This is a genomic window from Streptomyces sp. NPDC002889 (assembly GCF_042888425.1).
Classification (GTDB): domain Bacteria; phylum Actinomycetota; class Actinomycetes; order Streptomycetales; family Streptomycetaceae; genus Streptomyces.
In genome coordinates, this window is record NZ_JBIAPT010000038.1 from 15,593 (window position 1) to 36,575 (window position 20,983).

20 protein-coding genes and 1 pseudogene are annotated in these 20,983 nt (G+C 70.0%); 18 read left to right on the forward strand and 3 right to left on the reverse strand.

The features are described from left to right. Positions 1-320: 320 nt before the first annotated feature. The 18 genes and pseudogenes from ACFYWI_RS35915 to hypE form a co-directional block, all read left to right on the forward strand. Positions 321-992: pseudogene (locus ACFYWI_RS35915) on the forward strand (HemK2/MTQ2 family protein methyltransferase); the annotation flags it as partial. 170 nt (positions 993-1,162) lie between these two features. Next, positions 1,163-2,347, forward strand: a complete 1,185-nt coding sequence (locus ACFYWI_RS35920) for a zinc-dependent alcohol dehydrogenase (protein ID WP_389239990.1) — start codon at positions 1,163-1,165, stop codon at positions 2,345-2,347. 150 nt (positions 2,348-2,497) lie between these two features. After that, complete coding sequence (locus ACFYWI_RS35925) at positions 2,498-2,956, forward strand: SRPBCC family protein (protein ID WP_389239991.1); 459 nt, start codon at positions 2,498-2,500, stop codon at positions 2,954-2,956. Positions 2,957-3,320: 364 nt separating this feature from the next. After that, on the forward strand, positions 3,321-5,012 hold the full coding sequence (locus ACFYWI_RS35930) for a hydrogenase maturation protein (RefSeq protein WP_389239992.1): 1,692 nt from the start codon (positions 3,321-3,323) through the stop codon (positions 5,010-5,012). A gap of 61 nt (positions 5,013-5,073) precedes the next feature. Next, on the forward strand, positions 5,074-6,162 hold the full coding sequence (locus tag ACFYWI_RS35935) for a hydrogenase expression protein HypE (RefSeq protein WP_389239993.1): 1,089 nt from the start codon (positions 5,074-5,076) through the stop codon (positions 6,160-6,162). A 120-nt stretch (positions 6,163-6,282) separates the two neighbouring features. After that, on the forward strand, positions 6,283-8,067 hold the full coding sequence (locus ACFYWI_RS35940) for a nickel-dependent hydrogenase large subunit (protein ID WP_389239994.1): 1,785 nt from the start codon (positions 6,283-6,285) through the stop codon (positions 8,065-8,067). After that, positions 8,064-8,669, forward strand: coding sequence for a hypothetical protein (locus ACFYWI_RS35945; protein WP_389239995.1), 606 nt, complete (start codon positions 8,064-8,066; stop codon positions 8,667-8,669). Before ACFYWI_RS35940 ends, ACFYWI_RS35945 begins: the two co-directional genes overlap by 4 nt. Next, complete coding sequence (locus ACFYWI_RS35950) at positions 8,666-9,328, forward strand: DUF5947 family protein (protein ID WP_389239996.1); 663 nt, start codon at positions 8,666-8,668, stop codon at positions 9,326-9,328. Before ACFYWI_RS35945 ends, ACFYWI_RS35950 begins: the two co-directional genes overlap by 4 nt. Continuing rightward, positions 9,325-9,981, forward strand: a complete 657-nt coding sequence (locus ACFYWI_RS35955) for a DUF6084 family protein (RefSeq protein WP_389239997.1) — start codon at positions 9,325-9,327, stop codon at positions 9,979-9,981. The genes ACFYWI_RS35950 and ACFYWI_RS35955 overlap by 4 nt, the downstream gene beginning before the upstream one ends. Further along, positions 9,978-11,390, forward strand: a complete 1,413-nt coding sequence (locus ACFYWI_RS35960; protein WP_389239998.1) for a hypothetical protein — start codon at positions 9,978-9,980, stop codon at positions 11,388-11,390. Before ACFYWI_RS35955 ends, ACFYWI_RS35960 begins: the two co-directional genes overlap by 4 nt. Next, positions 11,387-11,896 (forward strand): hydrogenase maturation protease, encoded by a 510-nt coding sequence (locus ACFYWI_RS35965; protein ID WP_389239999.1) that lies wholly within the window; start codon positions 11,387-11,389, stop codon positions 11,894-11,896. Before ACFYWI_RS35960 ends, ACFYWI_RS35965 begins: the two co-directional genes overlap by 4 nt. 11 nt (positions 11,897-11,907) lie before the next feature. Next, on the forward strand, positions 11,908-12,015 hold the full coding sequence (locus tag ACFYWI_RS35970; RefSeq protein WP_389240000.1) for a DUF6893 family small protein: 108 nt from the start codon (positions 11,908-11,910) through the stop codon (positions 12,013-12,015). A 156-nt stretch (positions 12,016-12,171) separates the two neighbouring features. Further along, entirely contained in the window at positions 12,172-12,564 is a 393-nt protein-coding gene (hypA, locus tag ACFYWI_RS35975; RefSeq protein WP_389240001.1) for a hydrogenase maturation nickel metallochaperone HypA, read from the forward strand. 3 nt (positions 12,565-12,567) lie between these two features. Next, entirely contained in the window at positions 12,568-13,263 is a 696-nt protein-coding gene (gene hypB, locus ACFYWI_RS35980) for a hydrogenase nickel incorporation protein HypB (protein WP_389240002.1), read from the forward strand. Continuing rightward, positions 13,263-15,698: a carbamoyltransferase HypF gene (hypF, locus tag ACFYWI_RS35985; RefSeq protein ID WP_389240025.1), complete on the forward strand. Its 2,436-nt coding sequence runs from the start codon at positions 13,263-13,265 to the stop codon at positions 15,696-15,698. The genes hypB and hypF overlap by 1 nt, the downstream gene beginning before the upstream one ends. Before the next feature lie 69 nt (positions 15,699-15,767). Next, positions 15,768-16,103 (forward strand): HypC/HybG/HupF family hydrogenase formation chaperone, encoded by a 336-nt coding sequence (locus tag ACFYWI_RS35990; protein WP_389240003.1) that lies wholly within the window; start codon positions 15,768-15,770, stop codon positions 16,101-16,103. After that, positions 16,100-17,230, forward strand: a complete 1,131-nt coding sequence (gene hypD / locus ACFYWI_RS35995) for a hydrogenase formation protein HypD (RefSeq protein ID WP_389240004.1) — start codon at positions 16,100-16,102, stop codon at positions 17,228-17,230. Before ACFYWI_RS35990 ends, hypD begins: the two co-directional genes overlap by 4 nt. Before the next feature lie 61 nt (positions 17,231-17,291). Beyond that, the gene (gene hypE, locus ACFYWI_RS36000) at positions 17,292-18,329 is read left to right on the forward strand and encodes a hydrogenase expression/formation protein HypE (protein ID WP_389240026.1); all 1,038 of its coding nucleotides are present in this window, start codon (positions 17,292-17,294) and stop codon (positions 18,327-18,329) included. Positions 18,330-18,671: 342 nt separating this feature from the next. Here the strand turns inward: hypE and ACFYWI_RS36005 are convergent, their stop codons facing one another. The 3 genes from ACFYWI_RS36005 to ACFYWI_RS36015 all read right to left on the reverse strand — a co-directional run bounded on the left by ACFYWI_RS36005 (position 18,672) and on the right by ACFYWI_RS36015 (position 20,983). Continuing rightward, on the reverse strand, positions 18,672-19,181 hold the full coding sequence (locus tag ACFYWI_RS36005; RefSeq protein ID WP_389240005.1) for a hypothetical protein: 510 nt from the start codon (positions 19,179-19,181) through the stop codon (positions 18,672-18,674). Between the two features lie 36 nt (positions 19,182-19,217). After that, the gene (locus ACFYWI_RS36010; protein WP_389240006.1) at positions 19,218-19,601 is read right to left on the reverse strand and encodes a hypothetical protein; all 384 of its coding nucleotides are present in this window, start codon (positions 19,599-19,601) and stop codon (positions 19,218-19,220) included. Between the two features lie 410 nt (positions 19,602-20,011). Then, on the reverse strand, positions 20,012-20,983 hold the full coding sequence (locus tag ACFYWI_RS36015) for an acetylxylan esterase (protein WP_389240007.1): 972 nt from the start codon (positions 20,981-20,983) through the stop codon (positions 20,012-20,014).

Sequence of the window (20,983 nt, forward strand, 5' to 3'; positions counted from 1 at the left end):
GCCTGCCTTCCTCTGCGAGGCGGACGTGCCGCGCGCCCCGGGATCGGAGCGTTGGGCACATGGCCTGTGCTCTGCGACTCCCCCCGACAGGCCGGGCAAAACGGCGGGCGGGGAAATACCCGCGACCAGCAGTAATGGGCGGAATGGTATGAAATCTCACCTCTTGGCGTGAGGTCCCCCGTAGCGGGCACCCGCACGTCGTGAAGGACCTGGCAGGTGACCAGTACGAACCGTGCCATGGGGAGCCCGCATTGATCGCGCTGCGTTCCGTCGGCAGCCTGATCGAGGGCATGAGGCCACAAGCGGCAGAGGTGACGCGCATGCTCAGCATCCTGGAAAGGGATGAGTGGGGAGAGCCTGTACTGGTCCCGCCCAGGGTGTACACGCCCCAGGAGGACACTCGGCTGCTTGCGCAGGCACTGGCAGCCCAACGCCTCCCACCCGGCTCCGATGTCCTCGATGTGGGGACCGGAGGAGGAGCTCTCGCCCTCGCGGCCGCCCGGCGCGGGGCCCGCGTGACCGCCGTCGACCGGGCGTGGGGTGCGGTACTGACCACACGGGTCAACGCGGCCCTGGCCCGGTTGAAGGTCGACGTGCTGCGCGGGGATCTGCTGGCCCCGGTCAAGGGCCGCCGCTTCGATCTCATCCTCAGCAATCCACCCTATGTACCGGCTCCGGAACCCGGGCTGCCCAGGTTCGGCCCCGCTCTGGCCTGGGACGCGGGCTGCGACGGACGGGCTCTGGTGGACCGGATCTGTGACGGGGCCGCAGATGCGCTCCGCCCCGGCGGGGTGCTGCTGCTCGTGCACTCGGCTCTCTGCGGCGTCGCACCGACCCTGGAGCGTCTGAACCGGGCAGGACTGAGCGCGGTGGTGGCGGACCGCCGCTGTGTGCCTTTCGGGCCGGTGCTCAGCTCGCGGAGACAGTGGCTGGAGGAAGAGGGGCTGATCGCCCCGGGCGAGCAGAAGGAAGAGCTCGTGATCTTCCACGCCGAGGCGCTCGTGCCGACCGGACCGGTCGAAGCCGTCCCGCGCGCTGTCCCTGGCGGCAGCGTCCGACTCTCCCCGGTCGAAGAGGCGCGTGGGCGCCCGCGTGCGTGACTCCACGCGTCCGGGGGACCCGGGCTGCACCGAGACAGTCCAGCGTCTTCGAGGAGGCAGGCATGCGCGCGCTGACATGGCACGGAAAGCGGGACGTGCGGGTGGACACGGTGCAGGATCCGATCCTGAAGGAGGACTCGGACATCGTCGTCCGGATCACCTCCACCGGCATCTGCGGCTCGGACCTGCATCTCTACGAGATCATGGGGCCGTTTCTCGACCCCGGGGACATCCTCGGGCACGAGCCCATGGGCGTGGTCGAGGAGGTGGGCTCGTCCGTCACCGTGCTCGCTGCCGGCGACCGGGTCGTCATCCCGTTCAACATCTCGTGCGGTCACTGTTACATGTGCGAACAGGGCCTGCACTCCCAGTGCGAGACCACTCAGGTCCGCGAACGGGGAACGGGGGCCGCGCTCTTCGGCTACACCAAGCTGTACGGCCAGGTTCCCGGCGGCCAGGCCGAGTTCCTGCGCGTGCCCTTCGGCGACAGCCTTCCCATCAAGGTGCCGGACGGGCCGCCCGACGAACGTTTCGTCTATCTCTCCGACGTCCTGCCCACCGCGTGGCAGGCCGTCGAGTACGCGCACATCCCGCCCGGCGGCACGGTGACGGTCCTGGGGCTCGGGCCGGTCGGGGAGATGGCCGCCCGTATCGCCCTGCACCGGGGCGCGAGCCTGGTCGTAGGTGTGGACCTGGTGCCCGCACGGCTCGCCCGGTCCAAGGCGCACGGCATCGAGGTGCTCGACCTGCGCGAACACGGCAAGCACGTGGGCGATGCCATCCGCGCCCGGACCGACGGGCGCGGGACGGACGCCGTGATCGACGCCGTCGGTATGGAGGCGCACGGTGCGCCCGTGGCGAAGGCCGCGCAGTGGGTGACCGGTCTGCTGCCCGACGCGGTCGCCGAACGGCTCATGGAACACGCCGGGGTGGACCGGCTGAGCGCGCTGTACACCGCGATAGACGTCGTTCGGCGGGGCGGGACGATATCGCTGGCCGGCGTCTACGGCGGAATGGCGGACCCGCTCCCGCTGCTGACCATGTTCGACAAGCAGATCCAGCTCCGCATGGGTCAGGCGAACGTCAAGCGCTGGGTGGACGACATCCTTCCGCTGCTCGACGACCAGGACGTGCTCGGGGTCGAGGGCTTCGCCACCCACACCATGAGCCTGGAGGACGGTCCGAAGGCGTACGAGATGTTCCAGCAGAAGCAGGACGGCATGATCAAGACCCTGCTGAAGCCCTGAGCAGGTGTGCGCAACGTCGGCGCACACCCTCGGCGATCGATCCGGATACGTGATCCCGCACGGGGTAGGCGACGCGGCAGCCGGGTCCCGTTGCGCCGTTCTCCCGCGCGGCGGGCCCGCTGTCAGCGGTTGTCACCGAAAGGAGGCGCGATGAGCATGGTCAAGGAGTCGGTGGACGTTCACGTCCCGGTCCGTACCGCCTACAACCAGTGGACGCAGTTCGAGGAGTTCCCGAACTTCATGGAGGGCGTCGAGGAGGTCACACAGCTCGACGACACCCACAACCACTGGACCACCAAGATCGGTGGCGTGCGCAGGGAGTTCGACACGGAGATCATCGACCAGCTCCCGGACGAACGGATCGCCTGGCGCACCGTCAGCGGCGATACACAGCAGATGGGCATGGTCCGCTTCCAGAGGCTGGGGGAGACGGACACCCGCGTGGAGCTGGTGATGGACGTCGAACCGAGCGGCGTGGCGGAGACGTCCGCGGCCCTGACAGGAACCATCGATCGCCGTGTGAAGAGCGACATGCGGCGGTTCAAGGAGTACATCGAGCAGCGCGGCGGTGAATCCGGGGCGTGGCGCGGCCGCGTCACCCCGGGCTGACCGCCGACGCGCGCGCCCGGAGATGCGGGGGCGCGGCCACCGTCCGCTCGTGTTCCGAGCCGGGTGGGTGGCTGCGCCCCCGCTCGCTGCGCCCCCGGGCGACGCCGACGGCAAGGCGAGCAAGAGGGCAAGCCGGCGAGGCGGCGAGGCCGGCCAGGTCAAGGGTCTGCCGCCGTACGAAGTCCTTGCTCGCGGACCGGCGTCGTCGGCTCTCACCCGCCGAGTGGTCGCCCCCTTGTTCGCTTTCGAGTGACACGCGCGGCACTGTGCCGGTCCGGCGGGCCGGAATGTCCGAGGATCGCGGTGGCCGGTTTCACTTGTAGACGTTCCGGCCGAAAGCCGCCGAATCCGGTGGAAGGCCGCCATGCACATTCTGCTCGTCGCCAGCGCGTACAACAGCCTCACCCAGCGGGTACACGCCGAACTCCGGGACCGCAGACACACCGTGGCCGTGGAAGTGGTGCTGGACGATGCCTCCGTACGGGACGCTGTCCACCGGTATCACCCCGAGCTGGTGGTGGCGCCCATGCTGAAGTCCGCCATCCCGCACGATGTATGGGCGGCGCACACCTGCCTCATCGTCCACCCGGGGCCGGTGGGCGACCGCGGCCCGTCGTCGCTGGACTGGGCCATTCACGAGGGCGCGACGTCATGGGGCGTCACCGTCCTGCAGGCCGAGGAGGAGATGGACGCCGGTGCCGTATGGGCATCGGTCCCGTGTGTCCTGCCGCCCGCCGCCAAGAGTGATCTGTACCGGAACGAGGTGTCGGACGCGGCGGTCACAGCCGTGCTTCTGGCTGTCGACCGATACGCCGGCGGTACGTACGCACCGCGGCCGCAGGGCGGCGTGGGCGAAAGCGTGCACGAACGGCCTTGTCTTCGCCAAGGGCTCCGGCGTATCTCCTGGGAATCGGACTCCACCGAATCGGTGGTGCGCAAACTGCGCGCGGCCGACTCCCAGCCCGGGGTGCTGGACGAACTGCTGGGCGGTGAGTGGTTCCTCCACGGAGGCCATGCCGAGGACGCGCTGCGCGGTCGACCGGGCGATCTGCTAGCCACCCGCGCCGGCGCGATCTGCCGCGCCACGACCGACGGCGCGGTGTGGATCCCTCAGCTGCGGAAGCGGCGCGAGCCGGGGAAGCCCGCCACCTTCAAGCTTCCCGCCACCACCGTGCTGGCCGGGCGGCTGCCCGCGCTGCCGGAGATTCCGCCGCCGCGGGACATGGACCAACAAGGGCGTACCTGGGCCGACATCCGCTATCGGGAGGAGGGCCAGGTCGGGTTCCTCTCGTTCTCGTTCCCCGGCGGTGCGATGAGTACGGCGCAGTGCCGGCGCCTGCTGGACGCCTACCGCCTGGCGTGCGCCCGCCCCACCTCGACGCTGGTCCTGGGCTGTGCCCGGGACTTCTTCTCCAACGGCATCCACCTCAACGTCATCGAGGCGGCGGCCGACCCCGCAGCGGAGTCCTGGGCCAATCTCAACGCCATGGACGACCTGGTGGAGGCCGTCCTGACCACCACCGACCGGCTGGTGGTCGCAGCTGTCGGCGGCAACGCCGCCGCCGGAGGGGTCATGCTGGCCGCGGCGGCGGACGAGGTCTGGTGCCGGGCGGGGGCCGTACTCAACCCGCATTACCGGCTGATGGGGCTGTACGGCTCCGAGTACTGGACGTACACCCTGCCCCGCAGAGTGGGTGCAGACGTTGCGCGCCGGCTCACCGAGGAGGCACTGCCGCTGACGGCGACAGCCGCGCTGCGACTGGGCCTGGTGGACCGGGTCGTCGACTGCGCCCCACAGGACTTCGCGGGCGAAGTCACCCGACTGGCCTCACGGCTGGCCGTTTTTCCCGCGACGGGGCAGCGGATCGCCGCGAAGAAGGCGGACCGCGAGCGCGCCGAGGCCACAAGGCCCCTGGCCTCCTACCGGGAGGAGGAGCTCACCCGGATGCGCCGTACCTTTTCCGATCCCGCGGCGCCGTACCACGCGCTGCGCCGGGCTTTTGTCCGCAAGGAGCGGGGGGAGCGCACGGTGGCAGGCGGCCCGGCCGACTGTTAGCAAGAACCATGTACGTCGATTTTCGGGGGTTTGTCGCTCGAGTGCCCCAGGAGGCCTCCTCATGCAAGCAGCAACGCCGAACGCGGTCGACACCGGGGAATCTTCCGGCGAGGCAGCCGCGGACCAGGCCCCGATCCACATTCTCTGGATCAACGCGGGACTGAGTTGCGACGGCGACTCGGTCGCCCTGACGGCCGCCATGCAGCCGAGCATCGAGGAAATCGTGCTCGGTGCGCTCCCCGGCCTGCCGAAGGTCGCCGTGCACTGGCCGCTCATCGACTTCGAATGCGGCCCGGTCGGTGGTGCCGACACGTTCATCGAATGGTTCTTCAAGGGTGAGCGCGGCGAGATCGACCCCTTCGTGCTGGTCGTCGAGGGTTCCGTCCCCAACGAGTCGATCAAGCAGGAGGGGTACTGGTGCGGTTTCGGTGACAACCCCGAGACCGGCCAGCCGATCACGACCAGCGAGTGGATCGACCGGCTGGCGCCGAAGGCTTTGGCCGTTGTCGCGATCGGTACCTGCGCCACGTACGGCGGCATCCACGCCATGGCCGGCAACCCGACCGGCGCCATGGGCGTACCCGACTATCTGGGCTGGGACTGGAAGTCCAAGGCCGGTATTCCCATCGTGTGTGTGCCCGGCTGCCCGATCCAGCCCGACAACTTCTCGGAGACGCTGACCTATCTGCTCTACCAGGCCGCGGGGTCGGCCCCGATGATCCCGCTGGACGACAAGCTCCGGCCTGCCTGGCTGTTCGCCGCGACCGTGCACGAGGGCTGCGACCGGGCCGGCTACTACGAGCAGGGCGAGTTCGCCGAGATGTACGACTCGCCCAAATGCCTGGTCAAGCTCGGTTGCTGGGGTCCCGTGGTGAAGTGCAATGTGCCCAAGCGGGGATGGATGAACGGCATCGGCGGCTGTCCGAACGTGGGCGGCATCTGCATCGCCTGCACCATGCCCGGCTTCCCCGACAAGTTCATGCCGTTCATGGACGAACCGCCTGGCGCGAAGCTCTCCAGCACGGCCAGCGGCCTGTACGGCTCCGTCATCCGCAAGCTCCGGTCGATCACGGCCAAGACCGTGGACCAGGAGCCGAAGTGGCGGCACACGGGCGAAAAGATCACCACCGGATACCGCGCCCCGTGGTGAACCGCGTGAACCGCCCCTGACCCGGCCCCGGGCGCACCCGGTCACGACCTGGCGACCCGGGGCCCCTGCCTGACGATTCGACCTCCCCCGTGAAGACCTTGACGAAGGGCACGACAGACCATGGCACCGACGACGAAGGCGGCCCCCGACGGGAGCGGCCTGGTGGAGATGGCCTGGGATCCGATCACCCGGATCGTGGGCAGCCTCGGCATCCACACAAAGATCGACTTCAAGCAGAAGCGCGTCGCGGAGTGCTACAGCACCTCGTCGGTCTTCCGCGGCTACAGCGTCTTCATGCGCGGAAAGGACCCGCGCGACGCGCACTTCATCACCAGCCGCATCTGTGGAATCTGCGGCGACAATCACGCCACCTGTTCGGTGTACGCGCAGAACATGGCCTACGGCGTGAAGCCGCCTCACCTCGGCGAATACATCATCAACCTCGGCGAGTCCGCCGAGTACATGTTCGACCACAACATCTTCCAGGAGAACCTGGTGGGGGTCGACTACTGCGAGAAAATGGTCCGCGAGACCAACCCCGGAGTCCTGGAACTCGCGGAACGCACCGAAGCACCCCACGCCGCGGACCACGGCTACCGCACGATCGCCGACATCATGCGCTCGCTGAACCCGCTGGAGGGCGAGTTCTACCGTGAGGCACTCCAGGTCAGCCGCTATACCCGGGAGATGTTCTGCCTGATGGAGGGCCGCCATGTTCATCCCTCCACGCTCTACCCGGGCGGCGTGGGCACGATCGCCTCCGTCCAGCTGTTCACGGACTACATGACCCGCCTCATGCGCTATGTGGAGTTCATGAAGCGCGTCGTCCCGCTGCACGACGACCTCTTCGACTTCTTCTACGAGGCGCTGCCCGGGTACGAGGAGGTCGGCCGCCGCCGCGTACTGCTGGGCTGCTGGGGAGCGCTCAACGACCCCGAGTACTGCGACTTCACCTACGCCAACATGACCGACTGGGGCCGGCGGATGTTCGTCACCCCGGGCATCGTCGTCGACGGCAAGCTCGTCACCAACGACCTCACAGAGATCAACCTCGGCATCCGGATCCTGCTCGGCGGCTCGTACTACGAGGACTGGGAGGGCATGGAGCAGTTCGTCACGCACGATCCGCTCGGCAATCCCGTCGACCCGCGCCACCCCTGGAACCAGCACACCATTCCCGCGCCCCAGAAGCGGGACTTCAGTGACAAGTACAGCTGGGTGATGTCTCCCCGCTGGTTCGACGGCAAGGACCATCTGGCACTCGACACCGGCGGCGGCCCCATCGCCCGGCTGTGGTCCACGGCCCTGTCCGGGCTCGTCGACGTCGGCTATGTCAAGGCCACCGGCAACAGCGTCGTCATCAACCTGCCCCGGACGATGACCAAGCCCGAGACCACGTTCGAGTGGAAGATCCCCCGGTGGAGCAACGCGCTGGAGCGCAACCGGGCCCGCACCTACTTCCAGGCGTACGCGGCGGCCATCGCCCTGCACTGCGCGGAGTTGGGCCTCGAGGAGGTACGCGCCGGACGCAGCCAGACCTGGGAGAAGTTCGAGGTGCCGGACGAGTCCATCGGCTGTGGGTTCACCGAGGCGGTGCGCGGCGTCCTCTCGCACCACATGGTCATCCGGGACGGCAAGATCGCCAACTACCACCCGTACCCGCCGACTCCGTGGAACGCCAGTACACGGGACACCTTCGGCACGCCGGGCCCTTACGAGGACGCCGTGCAGAACACCCCGATCTTCGAGGAGAACTCGCCCGAGAACTTCAAGGGCATCGACATCATGCGGACGGTCCGCAGCTTCGACCCGTGCCTGCCGTGCGGCGTCCACATGTACGTGGGCGGGGGCAAGACGGTGAAGACGATGCATGTGCCCACCGGCCTGAGCGGCCTGGCGGGATGAGCGCGGCAGTGCACACCGCAACGGCACGGTCCGGTGCCGCGGCACGGCCCGTAACCGCGGAACAGGCCGGCCGACGCGTCGAAGAGATCCTCGACCATCTCGCCGCCTCCGGCGACGAGCAGGCCTGCGCGGCCGCCGAGGAGCTGGTGCGGGTCCTGATGGACTTCTACGGCGCCGGGCTCGCGAGAACCGTGGATCTGCTGCGCCGCTCCACGCACCCGGGTCCTGGGGCCGACCCGCTCGGCGGCCTGCTCGGCGACCAGCTCGTGGCGAGCCTGCTGGCGCTGCACGACCTGCACCCCGAGGACCTCATGACCCGTATCGACCGTGCCATGGACACCCTTGCCGGCCTCGGTGTCGAGAAGGCCGGGTTCGACGAAGCCACGGGGGTACTGCGTCTGAAGGCCACCGGGTCCGGGGGCTGTGGCTGCCCGAGCACCCAGGAGGCGGCCCGGCAGGCCGCCGTCGATGCGCTGGCCTGCTTCGCCCCCGAGGTGTCCGGGGTGGAACTCCAGGGCGCGGGCGGCGCACGTGAGGCGGCCCTGCTCCAGATCGGGACCCGCCCGCCCACCGCCCGCACGTCGTCGGTCACGGCGCGATGAGCGCGCCACAGGCCCGGCCGGAAGGCCGCGCCGTCCAAGGACGGCGCGGCCTGCGGCGGTTCACCATGCCTCGCCCACCGCAGCAGGAGCGGTGCGAACTGTGCGGTGTGCCGGTGCCCGAAGACGGCCACCGGCATTTGGTCGACACCGAGAAGCGCGCGCTGGCGTGCGCCTGCTCTCCGTGCGCGCAGCTGATGGCACGACCGGGCGCCTCCCGCGCCCGCTTCCGGGCGGTCCCCGACCGCTACCTGGCCGACCCCGACCACCGGCTCGACGACGGTGCCTGGGAACTCCTCCAGATCCCGGTCGGCGTCGCCTTCTTCTTCCACAACGCCGCCCTCGGCCGGCTGGTCGCGCTCTACCCCAGCCCGGCCGGGGCGACCGAGAGCGAGGTCGAGCCCTCGGTCCGGCAGTCCGTGCTGAGGGCGACCCTGCTCGCCGACGAGCTCGAACCCGACGTGGAAGCCCTGTTGGTGCGCCGCACCAACGAACGCACCGAGTGCTATCTGGTGCCGATCGACATCTGCTACTCGCTGGTGGGCCGGATGCGTCTGCTGTGGCAGGGCTTCGACGGCGGCGCCGAGGCCCGCGCCGACCTCGAGGCGTTCTTCGACGACGTCCGGCGACGGGCCCGCACACCGCAGGGGAGCCGGCCATGACCGAACTCGGTTTCACCTGCACGGGCGTACGCGCCGACCCGTACGCCGCCGGGCCGACCCTCGTCTTCCGGCTGCGCATCACCGCCTCGGACCAGGCCCAGGTGCACGCGCTGGCGCTGCGCTGCCAGATCCGTATCGAACCGGCGCGGCGTGGATACGACAAAGCCGAAGCCGACGGGCTCGCCGACCTGTTCGGGGAGCGCTCACGCTGGGGCAGCACCGTCCACCCGGTGCAGTTCGCACAGGTCTCGCTCACGGTCCCCGGCTTCACCGGGGAAACCGAGACGGACCTCGTCGTGCCCTGCACCTATGACATGGACATCGCCGCGACCCGCTACCTCCAGGCGCTGTCCGACGGCGAAGTCCCCCTGCTCATGCTGTTCTCCGGCACCGCCTTCACCGGAGCCGGCGGGTTCCGCGTCGAGCCGGTGCCCTGGGACCGCGAGGCGTCCTGCCGGATGCCGGTCAAGGTCTGGCAGGAGATGCTCGAGCAGCATTTCCCCGGATGCGGCTGGATCCGGCTGCCCCGCGACACCATGGACGCCCTGCTCGCCTACCGCTCCCGCCGGGCCCTGCCGTCCTGGGAGGCGACCGTACGAGAACTGCTGACTGCGCAAGCGGTACCGGCGGACGAGAGGACGACGGCACGATGACGACCGCCACGTTCCTGCCGGAGACGGAAGCAAGGCTCGCCTTCGCACGGCAGGTGGCCGACGCCGTCCTGTTCGAGGGCTACGTCCTCTACCCGTACCGGGCTTCGGCCGCAAAGAACCGGCTGCGCTGGCAGTTCGGCGTACTCGTGCCGCCCGCCTGGACCGCCGACGGCTCCGAGCACGACTTCCAGCACACCGAAGTCCTGATGGAACCGAAGCACGACGCGGTGCTCGCGGTCGAGGTGCGTTTCCTGCAGGCACAGCGGCGGACCGTACAACAGGCCCGCGCGAACGACGCCTTCGAGACCGTGCCCGAACTGCACCTCGCCGACCGTGTCCTGGTGCCCTGGGACGAAGGCGTGGAGGAACGAGTCGAAGTGTCCGTGCCTGTGGCCGAGTTGGGCGGGGACGGGCTCACCGTCACGTTCAGCCGGCCCGCGGGCGAGGAGACCGAGCCGGTCATGGACGACACCGGCGCTGTGGTGGGGCGGCTCGTCCGCCGCCGCGAGGAGCTCTGCGGCGCGGTACGCCTGCGTACCGAGGAACTCGCGGGCCCCTACCGGGCGATGCGGCTGACCGCCGTCGTGGAGAACACCAGCGCCTGGCTGCCCCAGCCCGGTGGCGACCGCGACGCCGCCCTGCCGCACTCCCTCGTCGCCGCTCACCTGCTGCTGTGCCTCAGCGCCGGCTCGTTCCTGTCCATGACGGACCCGCCGGAATGGGCGAAGGCAGCGGTCCGATCCTGCCGGAACCTGCACACCTGGCCGGTCCTCGCGGGTGAGCCCGGCCGCGCCGACCTGGTGCTGTCGTCCCCGATCATCCTGGAGGACCACCCGGCCATCGCGCCGGAGAGCCCCGGGGCCCTCTACGACTCCACCGAGATCGACGAGATCCTCGCCCTGCGCACCGCGGCCCTCACCGACGAGGAGAAGCGTGAGGCCCGGGGGACGGACGCACGGGCCGCCGCAGTGATCGACCTGGCCGACTCGATGCCCCCCGAGGTCCTGGAGCGCCTGCACGGTGCCGTGCGCTCCCTGCGGGAGGTCACCGGAGGCGACCGTCCCTTCGACGAGCACGGCACAGCCCGGCCCGAGACCCCCTGGTGGGATCCGGGCTCCGATACCGCCGTCGACCCGGAGCGTGACGAAGTGCTCGTCGGCGCAACGCCGGTACGCGCCGGCAGCAGGGTGCTGCTGCGACCGGGCCTGCGCCGCAGCGATGCCCAGGATCTGTTCCTGCACGGCCGCAGCGCGCTGGTCGAGGCCGTAATCCACGACGTGGACGGGGGAATGCACCTCGCGGTGACCGTCGACAGCGATCCGGGCGCCGACATTCGCCGTGAACAGGGCCGCTTCCTGTACTTCCAGCCCGACGAGGTCCAGCCCGTGGAGGAGGTGGAGGAGGCATGAGCAGCCCCGTACAGGGCCGTGCCCGGACCCTGGTCGCCGGTATCGGCAACATCTTTCTCTCGGACGACGGATTCGGCGTCGAGACGGTGCGCCGGCTGAGGGAGCAGCAACTGCCGGACCATGTCGAGGTGGTGGACATCGGCGTCCGGGGCGTCCACCTCGCGTATCAACTCCTCGACGGGTACGACACGCTCGTCCTGGTCGACGCCACCGCGCGCGGCGGTGAGCCCGGAACGCTGTATCTGATCGATGCCGGGGCCCCGGACAGTGCCGCACCGCAGAGCACGCCGCTCGACGGTCACGGGATGTCGCCCGACGCCGTCCTGGCCCTGCTGGACACCCTGTGCGCCGGCACCGGCGGCACCCCGCCGCGCCGCACCCTGGTGGTGGGATGCGAACCCGCCAGCGTGGAGGAGGGCATCGGTCTCAGTCCCCAGGTGGCAAGCGTGCTGCCGGAGGCCGTGCGTATGGTCACGGATCTTGTCCGGCACGAACTCGTGAGATGAGGAGAACGACCATGAAGAAGAGCATCATCGGCGGCGCTGCCGCTGCCACCGCCATGGCGGCCCTGGTCAAGGGCATCCTGCCCGACATCAAGCGCTATCTGCGCATCCGCAAGATGTGACGAGGGCGTCTGCCGCGCCGGTGCGGCCACCCGGTGGCTGTGGCTGCACCGAACGGCGGACGCAACCGCGTCGTGTCGGCGTGCCGGTGCGCCGGGCCCGTGGCGCCGCCCTGTAATGGGGCCGAACGGGCCGACCACAGCGCAGGACGGAGACCGATGCACGAGATGTCCATCGCGCTGGCCGTCGTCGACCAGGTGGAGGAAGCGGCACGCTCCCACGGCGCCACCACGGTCAAGACCGTACGGCTCCAGGTCGGTGAACTGGCGGGAGTGGTCGCGGACTCGCTCACCTTCTGCTTCGAACTGGCCTGTGCCGGCACCGTTCTGCACGGTGCAGAGCTGATCGCGGAATCCGTCCCCGGTCGTGCCCGCTGCGAGTCGTGCGCGGGCGACTGGGCGGTCGGCATGCCTCCGCAGCTGTGCTGCCCGGGGTGCGGAGAGGCGACCGCAGAGCTGATCGCGGGCCGTGAACTGCGGATCACCGCCGTGGAGTGGAACGCCGACCGGGCGGACGCAGACATCCGCGAACCCATCTCCGAGGAGAGCTGACCCATGTGCCGAGTGGTCGATCTGCAGCAGGCGGTGCTCGCCAAGAACGACGCGACAGCGCACACGTTGCGCTCCGAACTGGCCGCCCGCGGCACCATGATCGTCAATCTCCTGTCGAGCCCCGGCAGCGGGAAGACCGCCCTCCTCGAGGGCGAACTGCTGCTGGCGCGGGAGCGGGGCGTGCGCGTCGCCGCCCTGACGGCCGATCTGGCCACCGAGAACGACGCCGTACGCCTGGCGAGGTCCGGTGTTCCGGTCAAGCAGGTGCTCACCGACGGGCTGTGCCATCTGGAAGCCGGGATGCTGGCCGGCCACCTGGACGGCTGGCTCCCCGAGGACACCCGGCTGCTGTTCGTGGAGAACGTCGGCAACCTCGTCTGCCCGGCCTCCTACGATCTCGGCGAGTCGCTCAGGGTCGTCCTCGCCTCGGTCACCGAGGGCGAGGACAAGCCCCTGAAGTACCCGACGGCCTTCGGCCTCGCGCACCTCGTCGTGGTCACCAAGACCGACATCGCAGAGGCCGTCGGATTCGACGAGGCCGCCTTCCGCCGCCATGTGCAGCAGGTCAACCCCGGGGTGGACGTGCTCCTCACCTCCGTGCGTACGGGGCAGGGTGCCGGGGCCCTGCTCGACCGGGCACGTGCGGCGGCCGAGGGCACCGCCGTCCACGCGCCGGTCATGGCGCGGGCCCACGCGTGATCTCCACACCGCCGGGCCGTGTCGCCGTGGGAAGCGTGCAGCGGCGTCGGGTCACTGTGCGGGGGGTGGTGCAGGGCGTCGGGTTCCGGCCCTATGTGTACACCCTCGCCACCGGGCTGGACCTGACAGGGCACGTCACCAACACGGGGGACGGGGTCGTCGCCGAGGTCGAAGGCGCGCGGCTCGACGTGGCCCGGTTCTGTGCACGCCTCGCCGAGGAGGCGCCGCCGCTGGCCCTGGTGGAGTCGGTCCACGACCACGAGGTTCCCGTCACAGGAGGCAACGGCTTCACCATCATCGCCTCCCGTACGGACGGGCCCGTCCGCACGCTGGTCTCCCCGGACACGGCCACCTGCTCGGACTGTCTCGCGGAGCTCGCCGACCCGGCAGACCGGCGCCACCGGCACCCCTTCATCACCTGTACGCACTGCGGGCCGCGCTTCACCATCGTCACGGGCCTGCCCTACGACCGCGACCACACGACGATGGCCGACTTCCCCATGTGCGCCGACTGCGCACGGGAGTACGCCGATCCGGCCGATCGGCGCTTTCACGCGCAGCCGGTCGCCTGCCCCTTCTGCGGGCCCCGGCTGCGGCTGGTCGTGGCGCAAGTGGCCCCGGGGCTACGGCCCCGGCAGGTGATCGCGGCCCGGCCCGACGACCGGACCCTGGGCGGTCCGAACGGCGCGGATCCGGTCGCCGAGGCCCGCGCGCTGCTGTCCGAGGGAGCGATCCTCGCCGTCAAGGGACTCGGCGGCTACCACCTCGCCTGCGACGCGACGAACTCCGCGGCGGTCGCCCTGCTGCGCCGCCGCAAGGCCCGCGGTGACAAGCCGTTCGCGCTGATGGCGAGGGACATCGCCGACGTCGACCACCTCGTCCATGTGGACGACGCGGAACGGGAGTTGCTGACGGGCAGCGTACGGCCCATCGTGCTGCTGCGCCGCCGCGCCGAACCACTCGCGCGACCGGGTGCGCCCCGCCCCTCGGAAGCGGTCGCTCCGGGCAGCCCCGACCTCGGCGTCATGCTCCCCTACACCCCGCTGCATCATCTGCTGCTCGGGCTCCCCGGCGACGAGCAGGCCGCGCCCCGGCTCCTCGTCATGACCAGCGGCAACCTCGCCGGTGAGCCGATCGTCACCGACGACACCGAGGCACTGGACCGGCTGGCCCAACTGGTCGACGCCTGGCTGTTGCACGACCGCCCCATCCACGTGCCGTGCGACGACTCGGTGGTGCGGGTCTGCGACGGGGAACCGCTGACACTGCGCCGCTCACGCGGCTACGCTCCGCTGCCGCTCACTCTGCCGGTGTCCGTGGAACCGGCTCTCGCCGCCGGAGGCGATCTCAAGAACACCTTCTGCCTCGGCAGCGGTCGCAAGGCATGGCTGTCCGCCCATGTCGGCGACATGGACGACCTCGCCACCCAGCACGCCTTCGCGTGTGCCGAGGAGCAGTTGGAGGCCATCACCGGAGTACGCCCCGGCCTGCTGGCGGCCGACCGCCACCCCGGCTACCGCTCCGGGAAGTGGGCGGTGCGCAACAGCGGGGGCAGGCCCGTCGTGCGTGTGCAGCACCATCACGCACATGTCGCGGCCACCATGGCCGAGCACGGTCTGGACGGCAGCGCGCCGGTGATCGGCGTCGCCTTCGACGGCACCGGCTACGGCGACGACGGCGCGGTGTGGGGCGGGGAGTTCCTGCTGGCGGACTACGACGGATTCAGCCGGTACGCGCATCTCGCGTACGCCCCGCTGCCCGGCGGCGACGCGGCCGTACAGCGTCCGTACCGCATGGCCCTCGCGCATCTGCGAGCGGCGGGCATCGACTGGTCCGGTGATCTGCCGTGCGTGAAGGCCTGCCCGCCCGATGAACTGCATTTGCTGGAACAGCAGTTGGAGCGAAACCTGAACTGCGTCCCCACCTCCAGCATGGGCCGGCTCTTCGATGCCGTCTCCTCTCTCGCCGGCGTATGCCACCGGGCCGGATACGAGGCGCAGGCCGCCATCGAACTCGAAGCCGCCGCAACGACGGACAGCGGAACGGACGGCAGCGGTTACGCCTTCACACTGCGTCGGCCGGTACCCGGCAGCGGCGCCGCCCTGACCGCCGAGTCGTCGTCCCTCCTGGCAGAAGTGGTCGACGACGTACGCGCGGACACCCCGCGAGCCGTCGTCGCAGCGCGCTTCCACACCGCGGTCGCACACCTTGTGCGCGCAGCCTGCGTCACGGCCCGCGAGCAGCACGGTCTGCAGACCGTGGCCCTGACCGGGGGAGTGTTCGCCAACGCGCTGCTCTCCTCGGCATGCGCGAAAGCGCTGCGCCAGGACGGCTTCACCGTGTTGCGCCACCACCGGATCCCCCCGAACGACGGAGGGCTGGCGCTCGGCCAACTCGTCGTGGCCGCCCGTCAGGTCGCGGCCGAGGACGGATGACGACAGACGCCCAACAGGACGCGACACAGCACGCGCGCGACGACCCATCACGACAGCGAGGAGAAACGCATGTGCCTTGCGGTACCCGGCAAGGTGCTGGGCATTGAGGACCGGGACGGCACCCGGATGGCCACCGTCGACTTCGGCGGTGTGGTCAAGGAGGTGTGCCTGGAGTATCTGCCGGACCTGCAGGTCGGTGAATACGCCATCGTCCACGTCGGGTTCGCCCTGCAACGCCTGGACGAGGAGTCGGCCCGCAAGACGCTGGAGCTGTTCGAGAACCTCGGCATCCTCCAGGAAGAGTTCGGCGACCCGTGGGAACTGGCCGCGACCGAAGCGAACGGACGAACGGAACAGCCCGCCGGCGCCGAGGACGGCACCGCGGTGCAGGAGGCGAAGCGTTGAAGTACATCGAGGAATTCCAGGACCCGGCGCTGGCCCGGCGACTGCTCGACGACATCCGGGCCACCGTGACCCGGCCGTGGTCGCTGATGGAGGTCTGCGGCGGCCAGACCCACACCATCATCCGCCACGGCATCGACCAACTCCTGCCGGACGAAGTCGAGTTGATTCACGGTCCGGGCTGCCCGGTATGCGTCACCCCGCTTGAGGTCATCGACAAGGCACTCGACATCGCCTCCCGCCCCGAAGTGATCTTCTGCTCCTTCGGGGACATGCTCCGTGTCCCCGGAACCGGTCGCGATCTCTTCCAGGTGCGCGGGGAGGGCGGCGATGTGCGGGTCGTCTACTCACCGCTCGATGCGCTGCGCGTCGCCCAGCAGAATCCGGACCGTCAGGTCGTCTTCTTCGGTATCGGGTTCGAGACCACTGCGCCTCCCAATGCCATGACGGTGTATCAGGCGCGCAAGCTGGGCCTCTCGAACTTCAGCCTGCTGGTGTCCCATGTACGGGTTCCCCCGGCCATCGAGGCGATCATGCAGTCGCCGAGCTGCCGGGTGCAGGCATTCCTCGCCGCCGGGCATGTGTGCAGTGTCATGGGCGTGGGCGAGTACCCCGAACTCGCCGAGCGGTTCCGCGTGCCCATCGTGGTGACGGGATTCGAGCCCCTGGACATCCTGGAGGGCGTACGTCGGACGGTCCAGCAGCTGGAGCGCGGTGAGCACACCGTCGACAACGCCTACCCGCGCGCCGTCCGGCCGGAGGGGAACCCCGCGGCACAGGCCATGCTGGCGGACGTCTTCGAGGTCACCGACCGCGCCTGGCGAGGCATCGGCGTGATTCCCGACAGCGGATGGCGGCTGTCCTCCCGCTACCGGGAGTACGACGCCGAGTTCCGCTTCTCCGTCACGGGCATCAACACCCGCGAACCGGCCGAGTGCCGCAGCGGCGAGGTCCTTCAGGGCTTGCTGAAACCCCATGAGTGCGAAGCCTTCGGCACCACCTGCACACCGCGTAACCCGCTCGGAGCCACCATGGTCTCCAGCGAGGGAGCCTGCGCCGCCTACTACCTCTACCGGCGGCTGGACCTGGACCTGAAGACCGCTTCCCTGGAAGGGGCTCCCGTTGTCTGAGACCATCCGCGCGCCGCGGCGCGGCGACAGCGTGCTCCCGGCGTCCGGCACACCGGACGTGATGGCCTGGACGTGCCCGGCCCCGCTGCGTGACCAGTCCCGCGTGGTCATGGGCCACGGCGGTGGCGGGGCGATGTCCGCCGAACTGGTCCAGCACGTGTTCGCGCCCGCCTTCGGCGGGGCGGCACTGGCGCAGATGGGTGACTCCGCCGCCGTCGAGCTGGGCGGTGCGCGACTGGCCTTCTCCACCGACTCGTTCGTGGTCAGGCCCCTCTTCTTCCCGGGCGGCAGCATCGGCGACCTCGCGGTCAACGGCACGGTCAACGACCTTGCGATGAGCGGTGCCAGAGCCGCTTACATGTCCTGCGGATTCATCCTCGAAGAAGGGGTCGAGCTGGCCGTCGTATCGCGCGTGGCAGAGGCGCTCGGTGCGGCGGCCCGCTGCGCAGGAGTCGAGGTGGCGACCGGCGACACCAAGGTCGTGGAGGCGGGCCATGGCGACGGCATCTTCATCAACACCTCTGCCATCGGGCTCATCCCGCCAGGCGTCGATCTGCGCCCGCAGCGCGTCGTACCCGGCGACGTCGTCATCGTCAGCGGCCCGATCGGCGTCCACGGCGTCGCGATCATGAGCGTGCGCGAGGGCCTGGAGTTCGGCGTGGAGATCGAGAGCGACTGCGCCGCACTCGGCGGCCTGGTGGAGTCGATGCTCGCCGTCACCCATGACCTGCATGTGCTGCGCGACCCGACACGGGGCGGGCTGGCCGCCGCGCTCAACGAGATCGCAGCGGCCTCGGGGGCGGGGGTCGTCGTCCAGGAGCGCGGTGTTCCGGTGCCTGCGGCCGTCGCCAACGCCTGCGCCGTGCTCGGGCTGGACCCAATGTACGTCGCGAACGAGGGCAAACTCGTCGCGTTCGTACCCCGTGAGCAGGCCGACGCGGTCCTAGCGGCCATGCGCTCGCACCCCCTGGGCAGGGAGGCGGCGATCATCGGCGAGGCGGTGGAGGCGCACCCCGGCATGGTGGTGGCCCGCACAGGGCTCGGGGGCACACGTGTGGTCGACATGCCGATCGGGGAGCAGCTGCCCCGCATCTGCTGAACGGCCGGCATTGTTTGCCGTACGACGCGACCGAGGGTCCCGCCGCCCGAGCAGCCTCATGGCACGAGCGGCGGAACGCCGATGTGCACCGCGTCTCGCGACTGCCGATGCGCTGGTCGCGAGCTGTTCAGCCGGCCGGGTCCGGGCGCCACGCGTGAGCGCCCGCTGACACATGGTGCCGGCCCGGCCCCACAACACGACCGCGGGCCGGGCGTCCCGCTTCCAGCTGGGGGCAGCACGCCGTGATCTGCGGTTCTACGCGACCGCTCCCAGCGCATGGCACCAGGCAGAACGACCGCCATCACCGCGACAACGGGCGAGGACGGAATGCCCGCGTTCTCGTCACGCCGTGAAGACGTCGATGGACCGGGACGTTCGCAGCGTCTCGAGGATCTCCGCCTGCCGCTCCGCCCGCCCCAGCAGTTCGTCCAGCAGTTCGGCATCGAGGCGTTCGTCGGTGTCGGCCAGAGCACGCAGCGTGCGCCAGCCCGATGTCTTGCCTTCGACGCCCAGGCGCATCATCTCCAGCTCCAGCACGTCGCTGAGCGGCGAACGGGACACGAGGCGGCTGTTGAATTTCATCCGGCCTGCCTTCTCGCCGAGCCAGCCGAGGCAGACCTTGACGCGCTGCGGGGGCACGTCCAACTGCCTCATCAAGCGCACCAGCGTGGCCCTGTCCTGCGCCACCTCGTCGGCCAGCTCGGCCAGTACCGGCCCGAAGGGGGCGTCGCGATGGACCCGTGCGATGCGGCGCACCAACTCCACGCCACCGGTCGCCCCAGCCAAATGATCATTGAGATAGATCCCCAACAGGCGCCGGCCGCTCCATGCGCCGTTCGGGCGTTCGCCCATGTCGGTCCTCCGAAGCTCTGTGCGCTCAGTGGTCACTCAGCGTCCCGAGTGTTCGGTCGGTGGGTCCTGCGGGTCCACGCCGGTGAAAGCCGAGCTGTCCTTGGATCCGCTGGGACGTTGGGACCGTCCGCGGCGACCCTTGTCGTGGTGGCCCGGTTCCTTGGACTTGTCGCTGTACTCCTCGCCCCGGCGGCTGTCGCTCTCCACCGGCGTACCGGCGGCCGAGGCGTCCTTCTCCCCCTGGGAGGAGCGGCGGCTCTTCACCGGCCCTGGTGCATCGGTTTCGGGATGGAACGAGCGGCGCGCGCTGGGATTGTCCTGGCTCGACTCGTTCAGGTCGGGTGACCATCCATGCTGGTCAGATCCTTTGAACCGGCTTGTGCTCTCGTCGTCCGAGGGCTCGCGCTGCTTCTTCGACATGGTGGTTCGCCTCTGTTTCTCCGTGAGTGATTACCCCTCCTTGACCGCTCTGCCCAATTATGTCCGTTTCACGCGCAGGGTGCGTCGAGAGCGAGCCCGCCCCCGAGCGCCCCGGCGGGGGCGTCCTGGCACTGGGTTGCAGGCCCCGGGCCGCCATGTGTGGCATGGGCATCCTCGCTGAGCGTGGATCGCCTCCGAGCGGTTCCTCCGCGACCCGCCACTCGTCGACGCGCGGCCGCGACACTCCGAGAGGGGGCTGGTCCGACCGTCGCAGAGAGGAGCAAGCGTCGCTCCGGTTCACCACGGCCGCCCCTTCGCCGTGCCGAGCGCATCACCGGCAAGCGCATTCTCCGGGGATCCCGGGCGCGACCCACGGCAGGGTCAGGGCCGGCCCCGTAGCCGGGGACGTGTCAGGCAGTCAGTCGACCGGGCAGCCAGCGCAGTTGGACTGCCTCCTGGAACGGCCCCCCGCCCTCGTGGTCGTTGAAGTCGTACACCTCGATCTGCTTGTCCTCGTGGGCGTATGCGTTGAACGCGGCGAACACCGTCGACGGCGGACAGGTCTGGTCCTCCATCGCCGCCGAGAAGAGCGCCGGCGCCCGCCCGCGCGCCGCGAAGTGCACCCCGTCGAAGTACGCCAGGGTGCGAGCCGCCTGCTCCGTCCGCCCCCGGTGCGTCCTCAGGTAGTCACCCACCTCCCGGTACGGAGGCCGGTCGGTGAAGGTCGTGGCGCGCGGGAAGTCGCACATGAACGGCACATCCGGGGCGATCGCCACCAGATCGGGTACCAGGCCGCCGACCGCGAGCGCGACGCCGCCGCCCTGGCTCATCCCCACCGCCGCAGTGCGCGACGCGTCCGTCAGCGGATGCGCACGAGCCGCTTCGACGGCGCGGACCGCGTCGGTGAACACCCGTCGGTAGTAGAACTCGTGCGGGTCCTCGATACCCCGGGTCAAATAGCCGGGGACGGCGGGAGCGCTGCCCACCGGATCGGCCGTGTCGCCGTTCGCCCAACCGCTGCCCTGGCCGCGGGTGTCCATGACGAAGTGCGCGAAGCCGGCCGACGCCCACAGCAGATGTGTGTGGGGCAGCCCGCGGCCGCCACCGTAGCCGAGGAACTCGACCACTACCGGCACCTGTTCACGAGTGCCCGCGGGGAGTACCAGCCAGCCCTTCACGGGGTGGCCGCCGAAGCCCGCGAACGTCACATCGTGCACCTGGACCGAGGCCAGTGCACTGTCCACCCGCTCGAAACGCGCGTCAAGGTCGTGTTCGCGGGCGTCGTCCAGCGTCTTGGTCCAGAAGGCGTCGAAGTCCGCGGGCTCGGCGGACAGGCTGCGATAGCCGCGCAGTTCCTCGAGGGGCAGGTCGAACAGGGCCAT